Origin of the sequence: Pseudoduganella sp. RAF19 (genome assembly GCF_052114165.1) — a bacterium.
In the GTDB taxonomy this organism is placed as follows: Bacteria; Pseudomonadota; Gammaproteobacteria; order Burkholderiales; family Burkholderiaceae_D; genus Rugamonas.
Genome location: NZ_JBFREF010000003.1, coordinates 215,130 through 241,433, shown reverse-complemented (window position 1 = coordinate 241,433; position 26,304 = coordinate 215,130). Strand labels below are relative to the sequence as shown.

General features: G+C 61.4%; 25 protein-coding genes. 10 read left to right on the top strand and 15 right to left on the bottom strand.

Translation table 11 applies throughout. The features are described from left to right. Nucleotides 1–11: 11 nt before the first annotated feature. Complete coding sequence (locus AB4Z19_RS08975) at nt 12–707, bottom strand: nitroreductase (RefSeq protein ID WP_442022591.1); 696 nt, start codon at nt 705–707, stop codon at nt 12–14. Between the two features lie 7 nt (nt 708–714). After that, nucleotides 715–1,581, bottom strand: a complete 867-nt coding sequence (locus tag AB4Z19_RS08970; protein ID WP_442022589.1) for a DMT family transporter — start codon at nt 1,579–1,581, stop codon at nt 715–717. 262 nt (nt 1,582–1,843) lie between these two features. Between AB4Z19_RS08970 and phaP the strand changes: the two genes are divergently transcribed. Further along, the gene (phaP, locus tag AB4Z19_RS08965; RefSeq protein ID WP_442022587.1) at nt 1,844–2,398 is read left to right on the top strand and encodes a TIGR01841 family phasin; all 555 of its coding nucleotides are present in this window, start codon (nt 1,844–1,846) and stop codon (nt 2,396–2,398) included. A gap of 150 nt (nt 2,399–2,548) precedes the next feature. On the opposite strand, the gene AB4Z19_RS08960 is transcribed toward phaP, so the two are convergent. Together AB4Z19_RS08960 and AB4Z19_RS08955 are read right to left on the bottom strand one after the other, a co-directional pair. Continuing rightward, nucleotides 2,549–4,813 (bottom strand): hypothetical protein, encoded by a 2,265-nt coding sequence (locus tag AB4Z19_RS08960; RefSeq protein ID WP_442035036.1) that lies wholly within the window; start codon nt 4,811–4,813, stop codon nt 2,549–2,551. Between the two features lie 176 nt (nt 4,814–4,989). Then, nucleotides 4,990–5,289, bottom strand: a complete 300-nt coding sequence (locus AB4Z19_RS08955) for a hypothetical protein (protein WP_442022584.1) — start codon at nt 5,287–5,289, stop codon at nt 4,990–4,992. Nucleotides 5,290–5,383: 94 nt separating this feature from the next. On the opposite strand from AB4Z19_RS08955, the gene AB4Z19_RS08950 reads away from it, so the two are divergent. Genes AB4Z19_RS08950 through AB4Z19_RS08940 form a run of 3 tightly spaced genes read left to right on the top strand, consistent with a single transcriptional unit; the run spans nt 5,384 to nt 7,934 of the window. Then, nucleotides 5,384–6,010 carry a helix-turn-helix transcriptional regulator gene (locus tag AB4Z19_RS08950; RefSeq protein ID WP_442022582.1) on the top strand — a complete coding sequence of 209 codons (627 nt, stop codon included), beginning with the start codon at nt 5,384–5,386 and terminating at the stop codon, nt 6,008–6,010. Next, nucleotides 6,000–6,962, top strand: a complete 963-nt coding sequence (locus AB4Z19_RS08945) for an ornithine cyclodeaminase family protein (protein ID WP_442035035.1) — start codon at nt 6,000–6,002, stop codon at nt 6,960–6,962. The genes AB4Z19_RS08950 and AB4Z19_RS08945 overlap by 11 nt, the downstream gene beginning before the upstream one ends. Before the next feature lie 12 nt (nt 6,963–6,974). Continuing rightward, nucleotides 6,975–7,934: a threo-3-hydroxy-L-aspartate ammonia-lyase gene (locus AB4Z19_RS08940; RefSeq protein ID WP_442035033.1), complete on the top strand. Its 960-nt coding sequence runs from the start codon at nt 6,975–6,977 to the stop codon at nt 7,932–7,934. Here AB4Z19_RS08940 and AB4Z19_RS08935 read toward each other — a convergent pair. The 7 genes from AB4Z19_RS08935 to AB4Z19_RS08905 all read right to left on the bottom strand — a co-directional run bounded on the left by AB4Z19_RS08935 (nt 7,921) and on the right by AB4Z19_RS08905 (nt 13,739). Then, the gene (locus AB4Z19_RS08935; protein WP_442022576.1) at nt 7,921–8,484 is read right to left on the bottom strand and encodes a nucleotidyltransferase family protein; all 564 of its coding nucleotides are present in this window, start codon (nt 8,482–8,484) and stop codon (nt 7,921–7,923) included. The two genes, AB4Z19_RS08940 and AB4Z19_RS08935, sit on opposite strands and share 14 nt — an antisense overlap. Next, nucleotides 8,484–9,206: an ABC transporter ATP-binding protein gene (locus AB4Z19_RS08930; protein WP_442022574.1), complete on the bottom strand. Its 723-nt coding sequence runs from the start codon at nt 9,204–9,206 to the stop codon at nt 8,484–8,486. The genes AB4Z19_RS08935 and AB4Z19_RS08930 overlap by 1 nt, the downstream gene beginning before the upstream one ends. Next, nucleotides 9,206–9,976: an ABC transporter ATP-binding protein gene (locus tag AB4Z19_RS08925; RefSeq protein WP_442022572.1), complete on the bottom strand. Its 771-nt coding sequence runs from the start codon at nt 9,974–9,976 to the stop codon at nt 9,206–9,208. The genes AB4Z19_RS08930 and AB4Z19_RS08925 overlap by 1 nt, the downstream gene beginning before the upstream one ends. Nucleotides 9,977–9,987: 11 nt before the next feature. Next, on the bottom strand, nt 9,988–11,211 hold the full coding sequence (locus tag AB4Z19_RS08920; protein WP_442022570.1) for an ABC transporter permease subunit: 1,224 nt from the start codon (nt 11,209–11,211) through the stop codon (nt 9,988–9,990). A gap of 12 nt (nt 11,212–11,223) precedes the next feature. Beyond that, entirely contained in the window at nt 11,224–12,153 is a 930-nt protein-coding gene (locus AB4Z19_RS08915) for a branched-chain amino acid ABC transporter permease (RefSeq protein ID WP_442022568.1), read from the bottom strand. 188 nt (nt 12,154–12,341) lie between these two features. Beyond that, nucleotides 12,342–13,289, bottom strand: coding sequence for a 4-hydroxy-3-methylbut-2-enyl diphosphate reductase (gene ispH, locus AB4Z19_RS08910; protein ID WP_442022566.1), 948 nt, complete (start codon nt 13,287–13,289; stop codon nt 12,342–12,344). A gap of 6 nt (nt 13,290–13,295) precedes the next feature. Further along, nucleotides 13,296–13,739, bottom strand: coding sequence for an FKBP-type peptidyl-prolyl cis-trans isomerase (locus AB4Z19_RS08905; protein ID WP_442022564.1), 444 nt, complete (start codon nt 13,737–13,739; stop codon nt 13,296–13,298). Nucleotides 13,740–13,868: 129 nt separating this feature from the next. On the opposite strand from AB4Z19_RS08905, the gene AB4Z19_RS08900 reads away from it, so the two are divergent. The 4 genes from AB4Z19_RS08900 to rpmG all read left to right on the top strand — a co-directional run bounded on the left by AB4Z19_RS08900 (nt 13,869) and on the right by rpmG (nt 16,263). Continuing rightward, nucleotides 13,869–14,966, top strand: coding sequence for a S1C family serine protease (locus tag AB4Z19_RS08900; RefSeq protein ID WP_442022562.1), 1,098 nt, complete (start codon nt 13,869–13,871; stop codon nt 14,964–14,966). Between the two features lie 77 nt (nt 14,967–15,043). Beyond that, a complete protein-coding gene (gene radC, locus AB4Z19_RS08895; protein ID WP_442035032.1) occupies nt 15,044–15,718 on the top strand; it encodes a RadC family protein in 675 nt (224 codons plus the stop codon). A gap of 128 nt (nt 15,719–15,846) precedes the next feature. Then, nucleotides 15,847–16,083: a 50S ribosomal protein L28 gene (rpmB, locus tag AB4Z19_RS08890; RefSeq protein ID WP_008451488.1), complete on the top strand. Its 237-nt coding sequence runs from the start codon at nt 15,847–15,849 to the stop codon at nt 16,081–16,083. A 12-nt stretch (nt 16,084–16,095) separates the two neighbouring features. Beyond that, complete coding sequence (gene rpmG, locus AB4Z19_RS08885; RefSeq protein WP_050411857.1) at nt 16,096–16,263, top strand: 50S ribosomal protein L33; 168 nt, start codon at nt 16,096–16,098, stop codon at nt 16,261–16,263. A gap of 51 nt (nt 16,264–16,314) precedes the next feature. On the opposite strand, the gene AB4Z19_RS08880 is transcribed toward rpmG, so the two are convergent. After that, nucleotides 16,315–16,917: a cysteine hydrolase family protein gene (locus AB4Z19_RS08880; protein WP_442022557.1), complete on the bottom strand. Its 603-nt coding sequence runs from the start codon at nt 16,915–16,917 to the stop codon at nt 16,315–16,317. Nucleotides 16,918–17,012: 95 nt separating this feature from the next. On the opposite strand from AB4Z19_RS08880, the gene AB4Z19_RS08875 reads away from it, so the two are divergent. Then, the gene (locus AB4Z19_RS08875; RefSeq protein ID WP_442022555.1) at nt 17,013–17,969 is read left to right on the top strand and encodes a GlxA family transcriptional regulator; all 957 of its coding nucleotides are present in this window, start codon (nt 17,013–17,015) and stop codon (nt 17,967–17,969) included. On the opposite strand, the gene AB4Z19_RS08870 is transcribed toward AB4Z19_RS08875, so the two are convergent. The 3 genes from AB4Z19_RS08870 to AB4Z19_RS08860 all read right to left on the bottom strand — a co-directional run bounded on the left by AB4Z19_RS08870 (nt 17,962) and on the right by AB4Z19_RS08860 (nt 23,444). Continuing rightward, nucleotides 17,962–19,599, bottom strand: a complete 1,638-nt coding sequence (locus AB4Z19_RS08870) for a GH35 family beta-galactosidase (protein WP_442035029.1) — start codon at nt 19,597–19,599, stop codon at nt 17,962–17,964. The genes AB4Z19_RS08875 and AB4Z19_RS08870 overlap by 8 nt on opposite strands. A 93-nt stretch (nt 19,600–19,692) precedes the next feature. Then, the gene (locus AB4Z19_RS08865; RefSeq protein ID WP_442035028.1) at nt 19,693–22,734 is read right to left on the bottom strand and encodes a TonB-dependent receptor; all 3,042 of its coding nucleotides are present in this window, start codon (nt 22,732–22,734) and stop codon (nt 19,693–19,695) included. A gap of 197 nt (nt 22,735–22,931) precedes the next feature. Then, entirely contained in the window at nt 22,932–23,444 is a 513-nt protein-coding gene (locus tag AB4Z19_RS08860) for a hypothetical protein (RefSeq protein ID WP_442022549.1), read from the bottom strand. Nucleotides 23,445–23,556: 112 nt separating this feature from the next. On the opposite strand from AB4Z19_RS08860, the gene AB4Z19_RS08855 reads away from it, so the two are divergent. Beyond that, a complete protein-coding gene (locus tag AB4Z19_RS08855) occupies nt 23,557–26,271 on the top strand; it encodes an EAL domain-containing protein (protein WP_442035027.1) in 2,715 nt (904 codons plus the stop codon). Nucleotides 26,272–26,304: the final 33 nt, after the last annotated feature.

The following is a 26,304-nucleotide window of genomic DNA, read 5'->3' as shown; positions in this document are numbered from 1 at the left end:
CGGAAGATTGCTCACTCCACAAATTTAACAAATTTGGCAACGGGTTCACGTTCGGTCACCAGGCTGTTTTCAATCTTGTCACGATCGGCATAACCCAGCGACATACCGCACACCACAGTTTCATTTTCCGGCAGATCCAGCTCGTCCGCAATGATCCGATGGAATTGTGTGAAGGCCGCTTGCGGACAGGTATCCAGTCCGCGCCCGCGCGCCGCCACCATGATGTTCTGCAGGAACATGCCATAGTCCAGCCAGGAGCCCTGCTCCATGATGCGGTCAATGGTAAAAATGAAGCCGACCGGCGCATCGAAGAAGGTGTAGTTGCGGCTGTGCTGTGCCGCCATGCCCGCCTTGTTCTCGCGCGTCAGTCCCAGCAGCGCATACAGATCCCAACCCACTTTGCGGCGGCGGTCAATATAAGGCGCCACCCACTCGCGCGGATAGTAGGCGTATTCTTCGGTGTGCTCCTTGTTCTGTGCCGGATCGGCGTAGGCGGCCAAGATGCGGGACGACAGCCCCTCGCGCTTTTCGCCCGTCAGCACATAGACTTTCCACGGCTGGGTATTGGTGCCGGACGGCGCGCGGGCTGCCACCTGCAGGATGGCTTCGATATCCTCGCGCGCAACCGGCTTCGGCAGGAAAGCGCGAATCGATCGGCGGGAAGTAATGGCGGCATCAACGGCTTGCTGGTCGGAAGTCGAAATCATTCAGTGCTCACTTTGGGTTCTTGACAACAAATACTACTCCAACAACGGCCAGCACCATACCGGCAATGCCCATCCAGTTCAAGGCCTCGCCGAAGACCAGCCAGGCCATGATGGCGGTGGTCGGCGGCGTCAGATACAGCAAGCTGGTGACCTGGGTCGCATTACCCCGGCGGATCAGCGTGAACAGCAGGAAGATGGCGCCGATTGACAGCGCCAGCACCGACCATGCCAGCGCAACGACGAAGCTCGGCGTCCACAGTACCGAATGCACGTCTTCCAGCAGGAAAGCAAACGGCAGCACCAGTAGCAAGGAAGCGCCGAACTGGATCACCGTGCCGGTGCGCAGGTCGAAGCTGGGGCAATAGTGTTTTTGATACAACGTCCCGACAGTGATGCTAATCAGCGCAAACACGGACAGGGCAATCGCCTGCCAGGTCAGACCGACCAGGGTGATTTTGGCATAGACCACCAGCGCCACGCCGGCCAGGCCAAATGCCAGTCCCAGCCATTGGCGCGGACGCACTTTCTCGCCGATCAGCGGCGCAGCGAAAGCGGTAATGATGGGCTGCATGCCCACGATCAGCGCCGACAATCCGGCCGGCATCCCGAGTTTGATAGCGCACCACACACCGCTCAGGTAACCCGCCTGCAACAGCATGCCGGCAACCGCCACATGGCCCGGTTTATCCGGCCACGGCGCCCTCAGCAGCAGCACGGTTGGCGCCAACAGCACCAGCACGCCGGCAAAACGCAGCAGCAGAAAAGTCAGCGGCGGCGCAAACGGCAGGCCGAATTTGGCCACGATGAAGCCCGTACTCCACAAGAAGACGAAAAATAGCGGCACGGGCGACAGGAAGGTTGCAGCGCGGGACATGGGGGACCGGAAATTACATGGGTGAAAGAGTCTAGCACTTTGCGGTCGAGCCTGCTGAGCGCCCATGAGGCAGCAATTAAACATCCATTTCTGAGCAGAAAGCCTTTACCTAAAGGCCGTCGATACCTTTGTGCAACGCACAAAAAATACTTGACTTTGTTTTCCAGACCCGGATAATTGACTTTGTTGCGTTGCACAATATGTTGTGAAGTCCCAAAAGCAGCATCTATTTCAACGACTATTTCTTAAACTGGAGAGCCACATGTTTTCGATTCCTGAGCAATTTTCCAATGCGACCAAGGCCAACCTGGAAAGCCAGTTCGCGCTGTTTTCCTCGCTGACCAACAAAGCTTTCGAAGGCGTGGAAAAGGTCGTGGACCTGAACCTGACCGCCGCCAAGGCCTCGCTGGAAGAGTCTTCCGCTGCTGCCAAGCAACTGCTGTCGGCGAAAGATCCTCAAGAATTCTTCACCCTGAGCGCTGCTCAGGCTCAGCCGACCGCTGAAAAAGCCATCGCTTACGGCCGTCACCTGGCATCGATCGCTTCCGGCGCCACCGCTGAGTTCAGCAAGGCCGCTGAAGCCCAGATCGCTGAAACCAACCGTAAAGTGATCTCGCTGGTTGACGAAGTGAGCAAGAACGCCCCAGCCGGCACCGAGAACGCAGTTGCGATCTTCAAGTCCGCACTGAACAACGCCAACGCTGGCTACGAGCAGTTCACCAAGAGCGCCAAGGCTGCTGCTGAAACGCTGGAAGCCAACGTGAACGCCGCTGTGAACCAGTTCGCTTCGGCTGCCGGCACCGCTGCCAAGAAGTAATCACCTCCTCGCCGGCTGCCAGCAGCCGGCAATAGAAGCATCGCTGTACAAAGGTCTCCTCGGCATCCGTGGTTTCCTCTCCAGCGGATGTCCTTCCCCGGCCCCGGTTTCGACCGGGGCTTCTTTTTGCACGGAAGCAGTTGCCGGGAGTCAGTCAAGTGGCCTCATTTCATGCAGCCACCGCGATTCGGCAAAAGTTTTTTCGTCGTAGAGTTTCTTCAAGCTCCCCGTGTCGACTGGCTTGCGGCAGGTTTCCAGACTGAAATGCCCGCTCTCGTCGCCACCGCCAGCAACCCAGGCTGATTGCCAGACCGTCGCCAGAGTGAAGGCGCCGTCCACCATGCACTTAATGGTGCGGCTACCGAGCTCCTCCCACATAGCTGCGGCCTGGCCGCTTCCGCGTACCCGTTCATAAACGTCCAGCACTTCAGCGGGCGGCAGCGTTTTGACGGTACGCTGCATGAGCTTCACGGAGGTATCTGCTGCTTCGGCGCCGGTGTCGAACAGATGCATCTTGTGTACTTTGGCTTTGTCGACGCCATCCTTGACCCCAGCCACGACTTCTTCGGCAGCCTGGTCCAGCATATCGTCCTCATACACCGAGTGCACTTTGTCATCTCCTGGGTCGTCCGGCTGGCCATGGTGCAGATAGGACACATGCAGCGGCTGGCAAGCGTCACCCAGATAATGGGCCAGCACGCCTGCCGCACACAGGAACTCATCCAGATGTTTTGCCCGCACCGCCGCCACCATGACGTCGAACAGCTGCGCAACCCTGAATGGCAACGCGCCCCGATGCTCCGGTTTCCGATTGGGATCGATGCTGCTGTAGAACGCGGTCCAGACTTCCGGCGAACGGGATTTCTTGTCGCTGTTCCAAAGTTCCATCAAGGTCTTTCCTGCGAATTTCCCCTGCCCTTTCTCGTCCATATCGGCAAAGTGGTTGGCCTTGTCCTTACCGCGCGTGCTGCGCCAGACCAGATCGGGCACATCCGCCAGCGCGATGAACTTGTCCTTATGCGAGGCACTCGGCAACTTTCCTGCAACGATGTCCGCGTCGGTCACGCCAATCGCCTTTGCGTTGGCTTCGAAAAAGGCCTGAGCCTTCTCGGACTGAAGCGCCAGGCAGGCGGCATAACCAATGTTGTAGTGGCCTACCTTGCCCCAGTAGCGGCTCTGTCCACTCTCCCAATCCTCCACGACCTCGACCCGAAGTGCCTTGCAGATCGCGCTGAGGCTGGTGCCCAGCGCAAACTCCAGCGCCGGACTTGCCTGCCCTGAGTTGAACCCATGTCCGCCCCACTGCACACATAGTGGCCGTTGAGGATGTTGATTCCTGTTCTCGCTGACGGCTGGCGCGCCGCCACTGTCCGTCGGACCTTTCGCTTCGCCGCTTCCTCGGTTGCTGTGCTGGTCCGCCACCTCATCCCAGAACCAGACCGCCCCTGAGTCTCCTGGCCGCGTCTCCACCATGGATTGCGCATTGCGCGGGCCGATCACCAGTTCGGCAAGCGAGTCTGCCCCGCCGATCGTCGTATGCCGGTAGAACATCGCGTGCACACTGCCCTCCACGCGCACGCCGCCCGGCAATTCGGTGAATACGGGGCACCCAATCAGATCCAGACTGAGCGTCTCGGCGCTGAGGTCGATGGGCTGTCCCATGGTGCCGATACCCAGATATTGCGGAGTGCACGCGGGAACGTTGTCGAGCTTGACCAGGGCGGCATCCAGCGTCAGCTGCGCGCCTTGTCCAGCGAACCCCGGATAAATGTCCTGAAGAGGCAAGCCATCAACCGCACGCGCCGTCACCCGGCCAATGAGGGCGCGCTGGGCACGCGGCAACGCAGTGACCGGCGTTCCCACATCCGCCCCGCTACTCAGGTGGCGGCTGATGAGTGCGTATGCGCAGGCGCCGTCTTCCACAATCGCGGAAGCAACGCCCATGCGCGACGTGCCCTGGTCGCTGACATAGACTTGAAAGTTGGGGCCAAATTTGTTCGCGCCATAGACCGCCGTATCGGCCGAAGGCAGGTCGTGCTCCCGTTTTTCAACCAGGATGGGACAGGTGAAGACTTTTCGTCCGTCCGGCAAATACAGGAGCGGCGGCACCGCCAGCTCCGGATGCTGTGCGGTGAACTCCCTGCTCAGCCATTCCTTCACAAATACCAGTACGCATGGCAGGGACCAATCGCGGAAATCGCTATTGGCGAGCGTGCGCTCCCCCAGGTCCGCACCACCACGCTCGGCATCCTCGCTTGCAAAATTCTTGTCGTCCCGCCGGATACGGTAACGCCCGATCGCGGTGCCAATCACGGTAGGAAGATTGGCGAAGTGCAGGTGGTAGTGGTCACGCGCTTCCAATAGATCGCGCACGCTGAGCGAATTGGGGTTGCTGCGCCAAACGAATCTGTCCATAGCCCGCCTCCTTTTTCCAGGAAAGTGTTCGAAGAAAGACAGCAAAAAAGGCCCTCTCTCCAGCACAGAAAAAGGGCCTATGAATTGATTTTTCGCAAGGATTTCAACCGCGTTCAGCTAAGTTAGCAAACGGATGTCAAAAGAAAAGCGCTAATTGTCACGTTGGCCAAATTCCTTCATGCGCTCGTATCGACAATGGCGCCCTTCTTCTGCGCTTCCGGCGTTTTTTGCAACTGCTCCTGCATCAGTTCCGTGATTTTCTGTTCGACGCCGGCGCGTTCTTTTGGTTCCAACTTGGCCAGATTGTCTTCAGTCAGGCCGAGCTTTTTCAGCAGGTCTTCGCGCAGGCGCTGGGCGGGCGTCATCTTGACGTAGCGCGCCAGTTCGCTCTCAGCCGCAGCGGCTGTGGTCGATAGCTTTTTCATGCTGCTGGCACTGACCACCGCTTCCGTGACGACAGGTTTGATCGAAGTCATTGCATTTCCCCCATGATTAATAACGCGGCATCAAAGCTGGGGGAACTTGAAAGGCTAAGTTTACAAATCATCCAAATCGAGATAATCTGTATAAATGCGTACACCCGACCAACAACACCTGCTGGACCAGATGAGCCAAGTGGCTGAAGGGCTGGGCCGCACTCTGGCGCCCTTCACGGAAGTGGTGCTGCATGATCTGCTCGACCCCGAGCATGCGATTCTGGCCATCCATAACAATCTGTCCGGGCGCCAGGTTGGCGATCCGGCGACAGAGCTGGGATTGGCGCGCATTGACGATCCGGACTTCGCGCAGGTACTGGCGAATTACCCGAACCAGTTTCCCGATGGCCGTCCGGCCAAGAGCACATCGATCGGCATCAAAGATGCGCATCAGCAGTACATCGCCGCACTGTGCCTGAATGTGGACCTGACCCTGTTCCGCAGCCTGCATGCCCTGCTCGGCCAGTTCGGCAATGTGGATGCCGCCGCCGCGCCGCATGAATCGCTGGCGCCGCCGGCCGGTGCGGATGCGATCCGCGCCCACATCGAACAATTCGCCGCGCGCCACGCCACAACACCACGCGCGCTGAAAGCCGACGAGCGCCGTGTGCTGATCCGCGAATTACAGGAGGCAGGCTTGCTGGACATGCGCCGGTCCATGGAAACCATCGCCTCCCATCTCGGCGTTTCGCGCGCCACGGTCTACAACTATGCCAAGTGATGCACGTCTTCTACTGATCGACCGCGATCAGGCCGCCGCCCTGCTGACGCCTGATGCGGTGATGGATGCAGTGCGTGAATCCTTCATGCTGCATGCCGCGCGTGCCGGACGCGTCTTCCCCATGATCCGGGAAGCACTGCCCAGCGGCGGCGTGTGGGGCATCAAGGCGGGCGACGTGCCGGAGCAAGCGCTGCTCGGCTTCAAGACCGCCGGCTTCTGGCCCGCCAACCGCAGCCTCGGTGCGGAAGCGCATCAAGCCACCATCATGATCGTCGATCCCGCAACGGGACGCCCGCAATGCCTCATCGACGGCAATGCCATCACCACCGCGCGCACTGCGGCAGCAGGCGCGCTTGGGCTGCTGGCACTGGCGCGACGGGACAGCACGCGGCTCGTGGTGTTCGGCACCGGCATCCAGGCCGCCGCGCATGTGGACTACGCACTGCGCGCCCTGCCCTCACTGCGCACGGTGCGCTACGTCGCGTCGGACGGCCGCGTCGAGCCCGCGTTTGAAGCGCGCTTTGCCGGCCGCTGCGATATCGCTGCCGCAGGCCGCGACGCTGTCGCGCAGGCAGACATCGTCATCACTGCCACGCCCGGCCGCGGCCCGGTGTTCGATGCGCGCGACCTGCAAGCCGGCTGCCACGTCAACTGCGTCGGCGCCGACACGCAAGGCAAACGCGAGCTGCCGGACGGCGTGCTGGCGCGCGCTCACGTCTGGACCGACGACCTGCCGCAAGCGCGCCGCATCGGCGAGCTGCAATGGGCGCCGCAGCAGAAAGCCGGAGAACTTGGTACGCTGATCGACTGCGGCGGCCGCGAGCGCGCCGCAGACGACATCACTATTTTCGATATGACGGGCCTTGCCCTGCAGGACCTCACCGTGGCGCGCATGATGATGCAGCGCGCGCAGGCTGAAGGTATCGGCAGCAGCATCGCCTGGCCCTGGTAAAAGGAGAACGCAATGATTGAACCAACTTATGCAGATGTGGTGGCCGCAGCAGGCCGCATCGAAGGACACGCGCACCGCACGCCGGTGCTGACCTCGCGCACCGCCAATGAGGAACTGGGCGCCGAGATTTTCTTCAAGGCAGAGAACCTGCAGCGCATGGGCGCATTCAAATTCCGCGGTGCTTTCAATGCGCTGTCGAAGTTCACGCCGGAACAGAAAAAGGCCGGCGTGGTGGCTTTCTCGTCCGGTAATCACGCGCAGGCGATTGCGCTGTCCGCGAAGCTGATGGGCATTCCGGCGACGATCATCATGCCGCATGATGCACCAGCCGCGAAGATTGCTGCGACCAGGGGCTACGGCGGCAATGTCGTGATCTATGACCGCTACAAGGAAGACCGCGAGCAGATCGGCCGTGATCTGGCACAGAAGAATGGCCTGACACTGATCCCGCCTTATGACCATCCTGATGTCATCGCGGGCCAGGGCACGGCGGCGAAGGAATTGATCGAGGAAGCGGGCCAGCTGGATTACTTCTTCGCACCGCTGGGCGGTGGCGGACTGCTGTCGGGTTCAGCACTGGCAATCCGCGCGCTGTCGCCGAACTGCAAGGTGTTCGGCGTGGAACCTGAAGCGGGCAACGATGGCCAGCAATCGTTCCGCAGCGGCTCGATCGTGCATATCGATACGCCCAAGACCATCGCTGACGGTGCGCAGACTCAGCACCTCGGCAATTACACCTTCCCCATCATCCGCAGCGATGTGAATGACGTGCTGACCGCGAGCGATGCGGAACTGGTAGAGGCCATGCGCTTCTTCGCGTCGCGCATGAAGATGATTGTGGAGCCGACCGGCTGCCTCGGTTTCGCCGCAGCCCGCGCAATGAAGGATCAGTTGCGCGGCAAGCGCGTGGGCGTGTTGATCAGCGGCGGCAACGTCGATATCGCGCGCTTCGCTGAGCTCATGTCGTCATGATTTGTACTTTGAGCCAGCGCTCGGCGTAACGCTTTTGCGCTACGCGGGCGCGGTACATTTCCGCCGTCGCACGCGCCGGATTGTGGCGGATGACCATGCCGAACAGGTCGTCCAGCCCATGCGGCGCAATCACATGCAGCGTATCGTTCCAATCCAGCCAGATGCCGACGCAAGTTGCGTACTCCGGCCAGGTGGCGATGGCTTCTGTCAGCGATGCCAGCGGCGCAACGGCCACGAGTCCAGACTCGGCGCCGGCCGGATACCAGCGGTGCACGGCCGCCTGGTTGACGGCTTCCCAGCGCGGGCCGAGCGCGCGTGCCAGCTCTGCGTCCCGTTCCGGACGCAGGTCGAATGCATCAAAATAAGCGAGATCGATGTCCGGCAGCGCATCAGCGTTCTGCACGCCATGCAGCGCATCCCAGACCAGCGTGCGCACAGCACCCGCGCCCACGCACCACGACTGCAAGCGCAGCTCGCGTGCCGCGCGCAGATAATCCATGAACCATGCGGTCCGGCGCGCAATCGCAATCAGCGCGCCGGTGTGATCCATTACTCGCCCAGGTAAGCGGCTTTCACGCGCGGATCATGCAGCATATCGTCCGCATTGCCGGTCATGGTGATGGCGCCGGAGTCCATCACGTAGCCACGGTCGGCGGCCTGCAGTGCCAGCTTGGCGTTCTGCTCGACCAGCAGGACGGTGATGCCCTGCTTGTGCACATCGCGGATCACTTCAAAGATCTTTTCCACCATGATCGGCGACAGGCCCATCGAAGGCTCATCCAGCAGCAGCAAATGCGGATGGCACATCAGCGCACGTGCCATGGCCAGCATCTGCTGCTCGCCACCGGACAGCGTACCGGCCAGCTGCGCCGCGCGTTCCTTCAGGCGCGGGAATACCGTGAACCATTTCTCGATGTCCGCCTGGATGCCCGCCTTGTCGTCACGCGTGTAAGCGCCCATCATCAGATTCTCGGTGATGGTCATGCGCGTGAACACGCCGCGGCCTTCCGGCACCATGGCCAGCTTCTTTTCGACCAGGTGGAAGGACTGCGAGCCTTTGAGCGAATTGCCCATGTAGGAAATGGTGCCTTCGACCTTGCAGGCCGGCAGCGTGCCGGTGATTGCCTTCAGCGTGGTGGTCTTGCCCGCGCCGTTGGCGCCGATCAGTGTTACCAGTTCGCCTTCATTCACTTCCAGGTCGATGCCCTTGACCGCCTTGATGCCGCCGTAGGCCACCTTCAGGCCCGAGATTTTCAGAACATTGGCACCCATCAGTGCGCACCTCCCAGATAAGCCTCGATCACGGCCTGATTGCTTTGAATTTCAGCCGGCAGCCCTTCGGCAATCAGCTTGCCGTATTCCAGCACGCTGATGCGGTCGCACAGGCCCATCATCAGCTTCACGTCGTGTTCGATCAGCAGCACGGTAATACCGGCAGCCTTGATCTTCACCAGCAGCTCGCGCAGGGCCAGCTTCTCGGTGGCGTTCATGCCCGCCGCTGGTTCGTCCAGCGCCAGCAGTTGCGGATCGGTTGCCAGTGCGCGCGCGATTTCCAGGCGGCGCTGGTCGCCATAGGAGAGGTACTTCGACGTACGCGACGCAAACTGGCCGATGCCGACGAAGTCCAGCAGCTCCTGCGCGCGGCGCTGGATGCCCGCCTCCTCTTCACGCGCGGCCTTGTGGCGGAACACAGCGCCGAACACGCCCTGGTGCGAGCGCACATGGCGGCCCACCATCACGTTTTCCAGCGCCGTCATTTCGCCGAACAGGCGGATGTTCTGGAAGGTACGCGCGATGCCGGCCTTCGCCACCGCGTGCGGCGCGGACGGCGAGTAAGGTTTGCCGGCCAGCTCAAAGGTGCCGGTGTCCGGCTGATACAGGCCGGTAATCACATTGAAGAAGGTGGTCTTGCCTGCGCCGTTCGGGCCGATCAAGCCATAGATCTGGCCCTTGGTGATCTTGATGCCCACATCGGTCAGCGCCTGAAGGCCGCCGAAACGCTTGTTGACGCCGGCGATGTTCAGAATGGTTTGTTCGCTCATCTCTACAATCCTCATGCTGCCATCACGCCGGACGACTGGCCTTTGCTGTCCGCATCGGACGACGCATCCGGCCGGTCTTCATGCTTCGGCGACGGCCAGATACCGGCCGGGCGATACAGCATGATCACCACCATCGCCAGGCCGTACAGCAGCTGGCGCAGCACTTCCGCTTCAATGATCACGTGGCCGAAGATCTTTTCCTGCATCGGCTCCACCACGTGGCGCAGGATTTCCGGCAGGGCCGCCAGCAGCGCGCCGCCCAGCACCACGCCAGGGATGTGGCCAATACCGCCCAGCACCACCATCGCCAGCACGGCGATCGATTCGGTCAGCGAGAACGATTCCGGCGATACGAAGCCCTGGAAGGCTGCGAACATCGAACCGGCCACGCCGCCGAAGGTCGCGCCCATCGAGAACGCCAGCAGCTTCACGTTGCGGGTATTGATGCCCATGGCCTTTGCAGCGATTTCGTCTTCGCGGATCGCCACCCAGGCGCGGCCCAGGCGCGAGTGCTGCAGGCGGGTGGTGATGAATACCGTGGCAATCGCCAGCAGCAGGAACAGGAAGTAGTAGGCGTTCACGGACGGCATGGACAGGCCGCCCACCATCACGGTCGCACGCGAACCCGCCTCACCGGCCAGGTTCACACCAAACACCTTGATCGGGTCGATCAGATTGATACCTTGCGGACCGTTGGTGATGTTGATCGGATCGTTCAGGTTGTTCATGAAGATACGGATGATCTCACCGAAGCCCAGCGTCACGATGGCCAGGTAGTCGCCGCGCAGCTTCAGCGTCGGCGCGCCGAGCAGCGCACCGGCCACGCCGGCCAGCGCGGCAGCCAGCGGCACGATCGCCCACACGGACAAATGGATGCCATTGGTACGGATGTCTTCACCCAGCACCGAAGCCAGCGCATCGCCGATCTGCGGATTCAGATTGATCAGCGATTCCAGCACGGTCGCGAACTGCGGCGAGGCCAGCAAGCCGGTCATGTACGCGCCCAGCGCGTAGAAAGCGATATAGCCCAGGTCCAGCAGGCCGGCGAAACCGACCACGATGTTCAGGCCGACGGCTAGCATGATGTACAGCAGCGCCAGGTCGGCGATGCGGACCCACGAGTTGCCGAACGGCGCGGCGGCAAACGGGAAGATCACCAGCAGCGCCAGCACGATCGCCATGCTGGCATAGGCTTGCTTCGGATTTTTTTGAGTGTCGAAAGTCAGGAGTGCCATGTTCTTATCCTTTTACGCACGGTCCGCGACACGCTCGCCCATGATGCCGGACGGACGCACCGTCAGCACCAGGATCAGCACGATGAAGGCGAAAATATCCTGGTAGTTCGAGCCGAGGAAGCCGCCGGTCAGGTCGCCGATATAGCCGGCGCCCAGCGATTCGATAATGCCCAGCACGATGCCGCCGATCATGGCGCCGTAGATATTGCCGATACCGCCCAGCACCGCAGCGGAGAAGGCCTTCAGGCCCGGCACGAAGCCCATCGCAAACTGGATCGACGCATAGTTCGCGCCCCACATCACGCCCGCCACCGCGGCCAGCGCAGCGCCGATGGCGAAAGTGGCGACGATGATCTTGTTAGAATCCACGCCCATCAGGCCCGCCACGCGCGGGTTCTCGGCCACGGCGCGCATCGCGCGGCCCATACGGGTGCGCTCAACCAGCATCACCAGCCCGAACATGGACGCAGCGGCCAGTACCAGCAGTAGCACCTGGGTCACGCTGATCACCGCGCCGCCCACCATGATTGGCTCGCTTGGCAGCAGCTGCGGGAAAGGCAACGGGTTGCGGCCCCAGATCATCATGGCAAACGTCTGCAACAGATACGACACGCCAATCGCCGTAATCAGCGGCGCCAGGCGTGGTGCATTGCGCAGGCGGCGATATGCGACGCGTTCGATGACGATATTGACCAGCATGCAGGCCGGGATGGCGCCAAGGATGGCAATCGCCAGCTGCACATAACCCGGCAGGCCCGGCGCATACACGCCCAGCAGCTTAAGGATGGAGAGGCCGATCATCGCGCCGATCATCAGCACGTCGCCGTGGGCGAAGTTAATCAGGTTCAGGACACCGTAGACCATGGTGTAGCCGAGGGCGATCAGCGCGTACATGCTGCCCAGCACCAGGCCATTGAGAATTTGTTGGATAAAGGTATCCATTGGATGTGATTGCCTTATTCAGTAATAAAAACGGCACCCGAGGTGACCCTCGCAGGTGCCGTCGTTTGACGCCGCTGTTCCAGCACGCAAAAAGTGTGCCGTTATGCATCCAACTTTACAAGCTTCGCAATAATAACGAAGGATTGAAAAAACTAAACGTTGAAAATGCGGGAAATGCTGAATTTAATTCACATCACAGCCGTTTTGCTGCCGTCCAGGCCTTTTGGCAGGGGGAAGGTCACCGCTTCGTGCACGCCGTCCAGCGGACGCACGCTCTTCACGCCCAGTTCCTTCAGGCGCGCGATCACCGCTTCCACCAGCACTTCCGGGGCCGAGGCGCCGGCCGTTACGCCAACGCGCTGCTTGCCATCCAGCCAGGCTGGATTGATCTGGGAGGCGTTGTCGACCATATAGGCCGGGGTGCCCTTCTTCTCCGCCACTTCGCGCAGGCGGTTGGAGTTCGAGCTGTTCGGGCTGCCGACCACGATCACCACTTCCACCTGCGGCGCCATGAACTTCACGGCTTCCTGACGGTTGGTGGTGGCGTAGCAGATGTCGCCCTTTTTTGGTTCAATAATGTTCGGGAAGCGCTGTTTCAGTGCATCGATGATGTCGGCGGTGTCGTCCACCGACAGGGTGGTCTGCGACACGTAAGCCAGCTGGTCAGGATTATTCACCTCCAGCTTCTGCACGTCTTCCACGGTTTCGACCAGGTACATGCCCTGCTCGGCCTGGCCCATGGTGCCTTCCACTTCCGGATGGCCGTCGTGACCGATCATCACGATCTCGCAGCCCTGCTTGCGCATCTTGGCCACTTCCACGTGCACCTTGGTCACCAGCGGACAGGTGGCGTCGAAGATCGACAGGCCGCGTGCTTCAGCTTCCGCCCGCACCGCCTTGGACACGCCGTGCGCCGAGAACACCAGCGTATTGCCGGACGGGACGTCTTCCAGTTCTTCGATGAAGATGGCGCCTTTTGCGCGCAGGTCCGCGACCACATAGGCGTTGTGCACGATCTCGTGGCGCACGTAGATTGGCGCGCCAAACTGCTGCAGCGCGCGCTCGACGATTTCGATAGCGCGGTCCACGCCGGCACAGAAGCCGCGGGGCTGAGCGAGAAGAAGTTCTTTTTCCATGATTCCTTACAGCACAGAGATAAGGTTCACTTCAAACTTCACCGGCTGGCCAGCCAGCGGGTGATTGAAGTCGAAAATTGCCGCATCGTCGCGCAATTCGCGCAGAACGCCGGCAAAACGGCCGCCACCAGGCGCCGCGAAGTCCACCAGATCACCTACTTTGTATTCTGCGCCGGGCACCGAATTCTCATCTAGTGTAGCGCGAGTTACAGCTTGCACCAGTTCCGGATTGCGTGGGCCGAAACCCTGTTCCGGAGCCAGTTCGAACACTTTATGCGTCCCCTCCGGCAGACCGATCAGCAGCTCTTCCAGCTGCGGCGCCAACTGGCCCTGGCCCAGCATCAGCGTGGCCGGGTTGCCGTTGAAGGTCGAAACAATATCGGTTCCGTCCAGCGTGGCGAGACGGTAATGCAGGGTCAGATAGGCCGAAGAGGTAACTACGTTAGACATGGCAATTCGTATAGCAGACAAACCGCTATTGTAAAGCTTTGGCCGCTCCCCTGCCCGTTTTAAAGGCGACTTCTCAGTAATAGCGAATCCGTTTATTATTTCCTTGCTAACTTTATCGAAAGGAAATTCATGGCGCGCTCCCGTCTGTATTCCGCTCTGGCTGGCCTGCTGCTGGCGGGCTCGGCTTACGCCCTGCCGGCCGATCAGCTTTATACCAGGCTGGCGCCCAGCGTCTGGCAGGTGGTGGCCTTTGACGCGCAGGGCAAGCCGGTGGGCATCGGCAGCGCGGTGGTGATCGGCCATGAGACATTGCTGACCAACTGCCACGTGCTCGTCACCGGACGCAGCGCGGCGGTGCGCCAGGACAATCGCGCTTACGGCATATCCTTGCAGTATGTGGATATTGAAGACGACCTGTGCCAGATCACCGCGCGCAATCTGCCTGCGCCGGCCGTGGAGATTGGCGATAGCGACAAGCTGGCCGTCGGCAGCCGCATTTATGCACTCGGTAATCCGCAGGGGCTGGAACTTACGCTGAGCGATGGCCTGATCTCGGCACTGCGCCGCGACAGCAAGCAGGCGTTGAGCTGGATTCAGATCAGCGCGCCGATTTCGCCGGGCTCCAGTGGCGGCGGGGTGTTCGACGAAAACGGACAGCTGATTGGCATTACGACTGCGACCATGCGCAGCGGGCAGAATCTCAATATTGCGGTGCCGATCAAGCTGATCAAGAATTTGCCGGAGCGCCATGCGGTGTGGCAGGCGCAGGCCGACGCGCGCAAGAAGGCTGCGGCGGGGCCAGCCACGGCACGGGCGCCATCGCCATCAACATCACCATCGACATCACCATCGTCGTCACCGTCGACTTCGCAGTCGCCAGCCCCCGCACCGGCGCCTGCCCTGTCCGCGAGCCCCAGCCCTCGGCCGGTGCCGCAAGCTTCCGGGTTCGCGGCGATCGACGACATCGCCAAGTTCAAATCCGTGGTCACTGGCGACGGTCCCGAAGCGAATTACCGGCGCTACCTGAACGCGCCTACGCCGCGCGCCTTCGCCATCAGCGACGACGGCCACACCTGGCTCACCTGGAGCCTGACGCCGAAAGACAAAACCGCGCCGCGCGAACCGGCCGAGCGCGTGATCAAGGCCTGCGAAGCGGAGTACAAGCAGCACTGCTATCTGTACGCCGTCGACGCCACGGTGGTTTATCGTCCGCCGCAAGCACGCTGAGCTAGCTCAAACTCGCGCGCTGCAGGAAAGGCAATAATCCCTCTCTATGCCGGGCCTTCCGGCGCAGCGGGGGCACTATGGGAATTGCCGACTGGCCGGAAGAACAGCGTCCGCGCGAACGCTTGATACGGGATGGCGCGCGGGCGTTGTCGGATGCGGAATTGCTGGCGATTTTCCTGCGCGTCGGCACGCGCGGCAAAAATGCCATCGAACTGGCAGGCGAGATGGTGCGGCACTTCGGCTCCCTGCATGGGCTGTTTCGCGCCACACTGCCGGAGTTTTCAGCCATCCCCGGCCTGGGCGCGGCCAAGTACGCGCAACTGCAGGCCGTGCTGGAACTGGCGCGGCGCGCGATCGGCGAGGAATTGCAAAGTGGCCAAGCCTTCACTTCGCCCGGCGCTGTGAAGGAATACCTTCAGCTGGCCATGGCCGGACGGCCTTATGAATCTTTCCACGTGCTGTTCCTCGACGTGCGCAACCGCCTGATCGAAGCACGCGAATTGTTTCGCGGCACGCTCACCCATGCCAGCGTTTATCCGCGCGAAGTGGTGCGGGAAGCGCTGGCGCGCAACGCGGCGGCGGTCATGCTGGCTCACAACCACCCTTCCGGAAATCCCGAACCCAGCGAGTCCGACCTGCTGCTGACGCGCTCTCTGGTGCAGGCGCTAGCCCTTGTAGACATACGGATTCTTGACCATTTCGTCGTGGCCGGACACCAGGTTCATTCCTTCGCCGAACATGGTCAAATCTGAACTTTTGAAATGTTAAATTTCACCGTTTGCACATGACACAATTGTTTTTCGCAAGTGATTGAAAAAGCTGAGTTTTTTCTATATACTCTTGTTTTTTCCAATTTCGGAAGTTACTCAAGGAGTGCGCTATGGCACGTGTTTGCCAAGTTACCGGGAAGAAGCCGATGGTCGGCAACAACGTTTCCCACGCAAACAACAAAACCAAACGTCGTTTCCTGCCTAACCTGCAGAATCGTCGTATTTTTGTTGAATCTGAAAACCGCTGGGTCTCCCTGCGTCTGTCCAACGCCGGTCTGCGCGTAATCGACAAGGTCGGCATCGACGCCGTTCTGGCCGACATGCGTGCCCGTGGCGAGAAAGTTTAATAGGGAGCTATCATGGCAAAAACTGGCCGCGACAAAATCAAGCTGGAATCGACCGCAGGTACTGGTCACTTCTACACCACCACCAAGAACAAGCGCACGATGCCTGGCAAGATGGAGATCATGAAGTTCGATCCTAAAGCCCGTAAGCACGTGACCTACAAAGAAACCAAGATCAAGTAATCCGATCTTCGCTTCTGAAAAAAACCCCGCAATCGCGGGGTTTTTTGTTTTTTACTTGGTGCGCTGCACCGACAGGAAGATGTTGTCCGTCTCCAGCGCCCGGCCCTCCTCCACTGCCGCAATCCACTCATGCGTGCTCGCCACGGCAGCAAAATTCGAGTGGAAGATGGTGCAGTACGTGCGGTGGATTTCTTCCGCGCTGACCTTGCCCGCAGCGTTTTCATACGACGGCGAACCTGCCGCATCCGCCAGGAATTCCGCCTTCAGTTCGCCCGCCTGATAGATCGCAGCGGCGCAGCAGTTGTGCGTCATATAGCCCACCACGGTAATCGTGTCGATGCCGCGTGCCGCCAGCCAGGCGCGCAGCTCCGTGCCTTCGAAGGCGCTGGCCTTGGTCTTCGGCACCAGCAGATCGGCCGGCAGCGCCGCGATTTCAGGATGCAGTTCCCAGGTCTGCGAGCCTTTGGCAAAGATCGGCGACGCCTCCGGCGCATCGTGGCGCACGATCACGACCGGAATGCCGGCCGCCTTGGCCGCGCGCATCGCGGCAAGAATATTCGGCAGCGAGTGCGCGACCGGCGGGTACTCGATCTTCATCTTGCCGGTGAAGTATTCGTTTTGGACGTCGATGACGATCAGGGCGCGTTTAGGCATGTGTGTTCTCCTTCGTGGTTAAAGTGAAGGCATTCTCGCGCCGGGCGCGGCAGCCCAACAGCGGCCCGCAGGACGATATTCGATATAATCGGGCCATGTCTCCCGCCTTCCCTAACTGCCGTGGCCTGAAAATAGCCGTCATCGCCTTTGACGGCATCAATCCCTTCCATCTTTCCGTGCCCAGCCTGGTGTTTGGCCCGGTCTATGAGGTGACAGTGTGCGCCGCCGATCCGCTGCCGCTGCAAACCACATCCGGCTTCTCCATCGCCACCGCGCGCGGCCTGGACGCGCTGGACGAGGCCCACCTGGTCATCATGCCGTCCTGGCACGACGACTGCCGCCCCACTCCGCCCGTGCTGCTGGACGCCCTGCGCCGCTCGCATGCGCGCGGCGCGCGCGTGGTCGGCCTGTGCCTGGGCGCCTTCGCGCTGGCCGAAGCAGGGCTGCTGAATGGAAAGACCGCCACCACGCATTGGGAATTCGCGGACGAACTGGCGCGCCGCCATCCCGCGGTCGTGGTGAACCGCGAAGTCCTGTATGTGGATGAGGGAGATGTGCTGACTTCCGGCGGCGTGGCAGCCGGACTGGATTGCTGCCTGCATTTGCTGCGCCAGATGAGCGGCGCGGAAGCGGCGACCAGCCGTGCGCGCCGCCTGCTGGTGGCGCCGCATCGCGAGGGCGGACAGGCACAGTTCATCGAACGTCCCGTGCCCGTCACCGGCAGCGACGGCCGCTTCGCCCAAGTGCTGGACTGGGTCAGCCATCACCTGAAACATGAACACAGCCTGGATGCGCTGGCCGAACGCGCCGCAATGAGCCGCCGCAATTTCACGCGCCACTTCCGCCAAGCGACCGGCACCTCATTCAAACAATGGCTGCTGAACCAGCGCCTGGCGCAAGCCCAGCGCATGCTGGAAACCAGCGAAGCGCCGATCGAGATGATCGCGCAGGAAGCGGGCTTTGGCACCGCACTGTCGCTGCGCCAGCACTTCCGGTCGGCCATGCAGCTTTCGCCCTCGGCCTACCGGAAGCAGTTCCGCAGTCTTACTTGAACTTGTACAGCGTAACGCGCTGAATGCCGAATTCGCCGGCCGGCAGCTGCACATGGCGCCCCTGGTGGCTTTCGTCGCCGTTCAGCCAGCGTCCATCGCCGGACATGCCTTCGACCAGCTTCTCGATGCCCACCGCAGCCTTGCCTTCAGCGTCCTTGAACACGACGACAATGCCTTTGCCGGCCACGATGAAGTCGTTCTCGCCGGTCTGGATCACCAGGCCGCCGTGCGTGCTGACTTCTTCTTCCTTCGGTTCCTTTTCCCACGGCGGATTGAAGCTCACCTCCAGCGTGTACTTGCCCAGCCTGGCCGTCTGCATGCGCATATCGACCTTGCCTTCATAGGTCGCAGGCGCTTTGAAGCCGCGCATTTTGCCCATGCCCTGCGCCGCCAGGATCTGCGGCGTCAGTTCGCGCAGCACGCGGAAGGCGCCCGGCATGGTGTCCTTGCTGTAGTCCTTCGGACCATCGATGGCGAAAGGCGAATAGCCGATCGCATCCAGCTCGCCGATCGAGAAGAAAGCGTTGGCGCCGATCTCCGGACGGCCCGAGTAATTCCCTTCCGGTACGAACAGCGGATTATCCGGACGCTTGAACTTGCGCGCCCAGTCCAGATAGTTCGGGAAGTAAGTATCGATGCCGATGAAGTCCACTACCGGCGCACCCGCCTTCCAGATGTCGAACAGATGCGGCAGCGGACCCGCGCTCGGATATTCACCCGGCTTTTTGCCCGGACGGTTCAGCGCCACGTTCACATACATCGGCAGGCCATATGCCGCCTTGCCCGCTTTGGTAAGCGCATCGGTGAACACGGCGTAATGCCAGGCCTGGAACACTTCTTCGGCCTCGATCGAGGTGCCGAACACCTCGGCCCAGGTGCCGCTGCTGCGCGCGCCATTGGCATCCCACAGCGTTTTCACGTATGGATTCAAGCCCTCGCGATGTGCCTTCAGGTAGGAGATCAATTGCGCCGGCACCTGCTGCTTCAGCGCCGCATTGGCCAGCGGCCCAAAGTCGCGCACATCCGGCAGCATGCCGATTTCATTTTCGACCTGCACCATGATGACGGTACGCTGGCCATCGACGTCTTTCAGGTGATGCATCAGCGCGGAGAAGGCCGCCTGGTCGGCGCTCAGCATCTTGTCGCTGAACGGGGTGAGAATATCCTGCGGCTCGCCCGCGCGGTTGCGCGCACGCGGGAAGCGGTTGTAGTCGTGCTTGACCCAGGCCGGGGCGTAGCTGGACATGGAATTCTTCCACGCGCCAAACCACAGCAGCACGATGCGCGTATTGTTGGCGCGGGCCTGCTGCAGCATGCCATCCAGCACGGTAAAGTCGAAGTGCCCCTCGCTTGGCTCGATCTGGTCCCACTCGACCGGCGCGATGATGGTATTCACTTCGGCCGATTTCAGCAGCGGCCACTTCTTGTCCAGGTATGCGAGGCTGGAGGCGGTGGAGTTATGCAGTTCGCCGCCCAGCACGAGGAAAGGCTTGCCGTCCACGATCAGCTGGGACGTCGTGCCCTGCTTGCGCAGAAGCGGCATGGGCGCGTCGGCCAGCGCGGGCGCGGCAGCGCTGGCCAGGCACAGGGCGAGTGCGGACAGGCGCAAGGAATTGCGTAGTGCTTTCATTTCAAACCCTCAAGAAAAAATCCCGTCGCCACTTGCGCGGCGACGGGACGGGAAAGGACTGCCGGGGCCCACCTGGCAGTCGGGAGAGATACCTTAGAACTTCATGCGCAGGCCGAGGGCGTAGGTACGGCCTGGCTTGTACTCGGACATCGTCGCGTTAGGGAACTGGAAGTACGAACGGCGTACGTTGTCACCCAGGTTCACCACGTCGAAGGTCAGCGTTGGCAGGCCATCGCGGTTGAACACGGTGTCCAGTTCTACGCTCGACGAGAAGTCCAGCTGCTTGTAGGCGTCGCCGAACAGCGCGGCAGCGGTGATGCCGTTCTGGTTAGCGTAGGCCACCTGGCTACCTTGCGAGTAGGTGTGCGACAGGCGGGCCATGTAGCCGTGGTTCTCGTAGTAGATGGCGAAGTTGTTGGTCTTGCGCGGCACGCCCAGTGCCACGAAGCCCGCCGAACCTTCACCCGATGCGCTCTGGTTGATCAGCGTCGCGGTTTCGTTGATACCGAAGCCCTTGACCGGCAGGATCTTGTCCAGAGGCTGTACCCAACCCAGTTCCAGACCGCGGATGGTCAGCTCGCCGCTGGCGTTGCGGGAACGGGTCATCACCACGGTTGCTGCATCAGGACCGCCGCGTGCATTGATTGCCGCCTGCTGGTTCGGGATCAGCGTGTTGTAGTTGATACCGTACTGCGCCAGAGCGCTGAAAGGCATCGTGATGTTTTCCTGCACGGTGAAGCCGGCAACCTTCTTCTGGAACAGGGTCAGGCTCACATAGCCTTCGCGGCCGGTGTACCAGTCGATGCCCAGGTCGATGTTATCCGAGATGTATGGCTTCAGTTCCGGATTGCCGATAGTACCAACGTCGGCAGACACGGAGGAGAAGTTAATACCAGGACGCAGATCGTTCGGGTTAGCACGGGTCATGGTGCGCGATGCTGCTGCACGGGCCACGATGTCGTCACGAATGCTCAGAGCCAGAGTACCGGACGGCAGGGTGTTGCCGTAGGACTGGTCCACATACACCCACTGGTCAACGTTCGGGTACTTGCTGCCGTTCAGGGTCAGCGAAGCATTGCGTGGATCGCTCACCGAGTTACGCGAACCAACAGACTGGCTGGTACGAACGTAGCGGATACCGCCGTTGTAGCGCAGTGGCATGCCAGCCAGCGAGTATTCGCCGCTCGTTTCCAGGTAGATGCCTTTCGACTTCTCACGGATGAAGCCAGCGCTGGCGCCGGTCGACGATGCGCCGGAATCAGGCGCGGTGCTGTTGTACAGGTCGTAGTTCGAATCGGCACGGAAGCGGTTCCAGTCCACTACCAGAGCACCGTATGGGCCTGGCACCAGATAGCTCTGGAACTTGCTGGCCGGGATCAGAGAACCCTGGTAGACCAGCGGCGTAGTCTGGCCGGCAGTGTAGCCGGTGCCGTAGCCCGGATACAGGGCAGCAGCGCTGGCGCCTGGGGTGCTGTCGCCGTTACAGGTTGGCGCACCGTTCGGACCTTGCAGGAACACGCTAGGATTGTTGCCGCAGACGGCAGCCTGCCATGCAGCGGAGTTGTCCTGCGCGCGGATGCGGCGATCGATATCGTCGTATGCCAGACCGCCCTTGATGGCGAACTTCTTGTCGCCCCAGGTCAGATCGGCGTGTGCACCTTTGGTGGTGGTATTCCGGATCTCGTTCTGGATGTTGACGCGGCCACCGGACCAGTTGTAGCTGGACGGGTTGTTCAGATCCAGCGCGGAAGCGATGGTCGGAATGTCGCCGCCGTTGGTGTACGTGATGGTGTTCACCGAGGAGAACGGCATCACGGTCGGTGCTTCGTGGGTGAAGTTCGACTTGTTGTAGTTGGCCTGTGCGTCCAGCTTCAGCTTATCGTTGATCTTCCATTCCATGCCCGGGTTGATACCCTTCAGGTCCGTCTTGTCGCGGCGTGGGCCGAACTCGATGAAGTTGTAGGCATTGGCGAAGGTGCCGCCGGTCACGGTACAGCCGTTGGTGCAGTCCGACTTGTCGACAGTCATGTTGAGCGGGATTTCGCCCATGTTACGCACAGCCCAGGTGTAGGCGATGCGCTGCATGTCATCGTCCTTCTTGCTGTACATGGTGTCGAGGTAGAAGTGCAGGTCCTTGGTCGGACGGTATTCGGCGCTGAAGATCGCGGAAATCTTGTCGCGGGTACCGAAGTAATCCATGGTACGGCCCAGACGCGGCAGAATTGCGTTGTCGATCTGGGTGATGTTCAGGCCCGGATTGTGCGACAGCAGGAATGCCTGGTCGATCGGGGTGCCTGCCACCAGGCCATTGCCCACGCCTGCCGGTACGGTGCCTGGAATGGTCCAGTTGCCGCCGCCGGTGTTGTTACGCGTGGAGGAAGGATTCTGTGCAGCCGACAGGTTGGCGTTGGTCCAGCCCACGGTTTCGAAACCGGTGGTACGGGACTGCTGGCGCGACCAGGAAATGCCGCCCAGCACACCCCAGGTGTCGCCGAAGGTCTGGCTGGCCAGCACGGAACCGCGGTGGCCGTAGTCCTTGTCGATCTGCTGCTTGGTGCCGGTGATGTTGACGGCGATGTTGCGGCCTTCCTTGTCGAACGGACGGGCGCTGCGCATATTCACTACACCAGCGGCGCCGCCCTCCAGCATGTCGGCGGTCGGGCTCTTCGACACGGTCAGCTTGGTGAACAGGTCGGTTGGCAGCAGGTCGAGGTCGACCTCACGGTTGGTGTTGGCGCCGTCGATCGGGCCGGACGATGCCACGGCAATCGAGGAGCCGTTCAGCAGGATCTTGGTGAAGCTGGAGCCGAGGCCACGAATCTGAATGTTCATGCCTTCGCCGGTCACATCGCGCGACACGCCCACGCCCGGAATGCGGCTCAGCGATTCAGCGATGTTCTTGTCGGGGAACTTGCCGAGGTCTTCGGCATTGATCGAGTCCTGGAAGCCGATGGCTTCCTTCTTGTCCTTCGCCGAGGACAGCAGGGAATTACGGTAGCCGGTCACTTGCACGGTTTGCATCGTGCTATCTGCGGCTTCCTGTGCATAGGCTTGCGAGATCAGGCTGGCCATGACGGACAGGCCGAGCACAACTTGCCGACGGGCGTGCAGCCCCGGCTTCTTCTGCATCAACATCTGTGTCTCCTTTAATTTTTGTCGTAGTGGTTGCGCGACCATGTCAGTTTAGGAGCTTCGAATTGTTATTGTCAACAAAATCTAACAACAAATGTTATGCGCAACCATTTTGGAGTTACATAGCTACAACGCTCTAAACCGTAGCTGCGGCGCAGCATTTCTCCGTTGTCTAGAGCAAAATGAATAACGCTAACATTTCAGGAGCAACCTTCCGTCCACTGCACCTGGCGCCAGTCACCGGCGTAGAGGGCGGAAATGCGTCCTTTGCTGGTTTCGAAGCGCAGCGCATACTGCCCGCCGCCCGTGTGCACGGTCAAATAGTGCTCGGAGGCATCGTAGGCATTGGGCTCATCCTTGACGGCTTCGCCGTAGATCTGTCGCACTTTTTCCACGGAATCGCCCACCGCCACGCCGCGTTCGGAGGCGCTGCCCTCCTCTACCGCGTGAACGCGGCGCAACACATCGTCCACGAACATCAGCATCAGGCTGGGATCATCCGCCGGGCGAACGTAGAAACAATTGCCGTTGGCGCGCAATGGCGGCGGCGTACGTTCCATGTGGTCGCCCAGCACGCGGTTGACGGTATCGAATTTCATACCGATTTTCAGCGGACCGGCACCGTCCACTCTCACCACCCAGTTGCCGGCCTGCGCCTGCGCGCAAGCCAGTCCGGATGCCAGCGCCAGCAGCGCCATGATTGTCTTTTGCATATCTCTGTGCCGAATCAGTCTCATACCTAAGTTTAAGGGAGCATACCCTCGTCTGATGGTGCCACACGGGGGCGGCCGCTATCGTAACGCTATCCTATCAGCGGAGGCGAGCGTGTTCACTAAACTCCTGTGGCGTGTGCTGGGCGAACGCCAGGCGGCCAGGCCGGTAACCGAATGGGTCGTGTTTGCGGCAGGCTTGCTGTCGAGCTTCCTGCTGCTTGGCTACCTGATCCTGAGCGAAAGGCGCATGGCCGAATTCACCGAGGCCGAGCGCATGCGCTCGCAAGCCATCGTCATCAGCCAGAGCCTGCACCGGCAGCTGGAAGGCGTGCGTTCCGGCCTGCTCAGCGCCCGCGCCGCCTTCGATGTGGAAGCCAATTGCGACGAGGTGTGCCGCCATACCCTGTTCCAGGGCCTGAAGCGCTCCATGCCCGGCGTACGCGCCCTGCTGGCGATTCGTCCCAATGGCAATATCGTGCTGTCGGACGATGATCTGGGCGACCGCCATCTGGACGACCAGAACTTCCTGCGCGATCTGGCCCGCATCTGCAGCGGCAATATGATGTACGCCTATCAGCCTTATGAAAACGAACCAAACAGTTTCAACATCAAGATGGCCATGTCGCTGGGGCGCGACGACCGCTGCGGTTCCGGCGCGGTGGTGATGATCCTCAATCCCGAATACTTCGACGCCGTGATGCGCTCCGCCCTGTATGCGGACGATATGAACGTGGCCATCACCGATGGCGACGGCCGCCACCTGCTCTTCGTGCCGCCCGATCCGGCCCACTTCCGCGACCAGAGCGGGCGCGATTACCTGTCCCAGCATCGCCAGACCGGCAATGACGTTTCCGTCATGCGCCTGAAGGATGCCGAGGGCGTGCCGCGCCTGGTGGTCCAGCGCACCATGGCGCTGCAGGACGTGTTCATGAACAAACAGCTCGTGATCAGCCTGACCCGCACGGCAGCCCGGGTGGATGCAGGCTGGATTCGTCTGGCGCTGACCAGCGGCGGCGTATGGCTGGCTTTCTGGCTGGTTTGCGGCCTGGGTCTGTGGGCCGCGCAACGGCGCACCCGCGCCATCCATGAGTTGACGCGCGCCGCGGACCAGGAACGCGCCGAAGCCGCCGAGCGCGTCGAGCTGGCCCTGGATGGCGGTGATCTGGGGCTGTGGGACCTCGACGTCGCGCGCGACACGGTAATCGTCTGCGCCCGCGCCTCCGCCATGCTGGGCTACACGGCCGAGCAGCAGGAGCGCAAGCACCATGACTGGCTTAGCGAAGTGCATCCGGAGGATCTGGAGCATCTGACGCAGGAAATGGAGCGCCATGCGCGCGGCGAGATCCCCGCCTTTGAAGCGGAGTTCCGCCTGCGCCACCGCAACGGCAACTGGATCTGGCTGCAATCGCGCGGCAAGGCCGTGGCGCGCGACGCCAGCGGCAACGCGCTGCGCGTGCTGGGCACCCGCAGCAATATCACGGCGCGCAAGGAAGCGGAGGCGGAAATCGCCCACCTCGCCTTCTACGACGGCCTGACCAATCTGCCCAACCGCCGCCTGCTGCTCGATCGTCTCGGCCACGCCATCGCCAAGAGCGAACGCAATGGCGCGCATGGCGCCGTGCTGTTCGTGGACCTCGACAACTTCAAGGACCTCAACGATACGCTGGGCCACGATATGGGCGACCGCCTGCTGGAGATGGTGGCCTACCGCTTGCAGCAGGTCACGCGCGAATCGGACACCGTGGCGCGCCTGGGCGGCGACGAATTCGTGATCCTGCTGGAAGACCTGGGCACGGCGTTGGCAGAAGCGGCCAGCCATGCCGAAATGGTGGCCCACAAAGTCCTCAACACGCTGAAGCTGCCCTACACGCTGGACGGCAATGAACTGCGCAGCACGCCCAGCATCGGCGTGGTGATGTTTGGCGCGGGCCATCACCACACCATCAGCGACCTGCTGCGCCAGGCCGATATGGCGATGTATGAAGCCAAGGCGGCCGGCCGCGCCACCTTCCGCTTCTTCGACCCTTCGATGAAGGCGGCGCTGGACGAGAATGCATCGCTGGAAAGCGAGCTGCGGGTAGCGCTGGCGCGCGAGCAGTTCCGCCTGTACTACCAGCCCGTATTGAATGGCGACGGCACACCGGTCGGCGTGGAAGCACTGATCCGCTGGCAGCATCCCAAGCATGGCCTGGTGAGCCCCCTCACCTTCATCGAACTGGCCGAGAAGACGGGTCTGATCATCGATATCGGCGAATGGGTGCTGGAGACGGCCTGCCGCCAGCTTGCGGCCTGGCAGTGCGATCCGCGCAGCATCAGCCTGACGATGGCGGTCAACGTCAGCGCGCGCCAGCTGCGCCATCCGGACTTCGTGCAGCGCGTGCTGGACATCGTGGCGCGCACCGGCGCCGCGCCGCATCGCCTGAAACTGGAGCTGACCGAGAGCATGCTGCTGGCCGATGTGGAAGACATCATCACCAAGATGAGCGCCCTCAAGCAGCGCGGCATCGGCTTCTCGCTGGACGATTTCGGCACCGGCTACTCCTCGCTCAGCTACCTGCAACGGCTGCCGCTGGATCAGCTGAAGATCGACCAGAGCTTCGTGCGCGACATGCTCAATACGCACCATGCGGCCAGTATTGTCGAAGCGATCACCACGCTGGGGCGCAGCCTGTCGCTGGGGCTGGTGGCGGAAGGCGTGGAATCGCAGGCGCAGTGGCTGCGCCTGCGCGAGCTGGGCTGCCATTTGTACCAGGGCTATCTGTTCGATCCGCCCCTGCCGCTGGAAGTGTTCACGGCGCGCTACCTGCCCGAGCTGACCGCGGCCTGAAAAAGAAAACGGCCCGCGAAGGGGCCGTCCAGA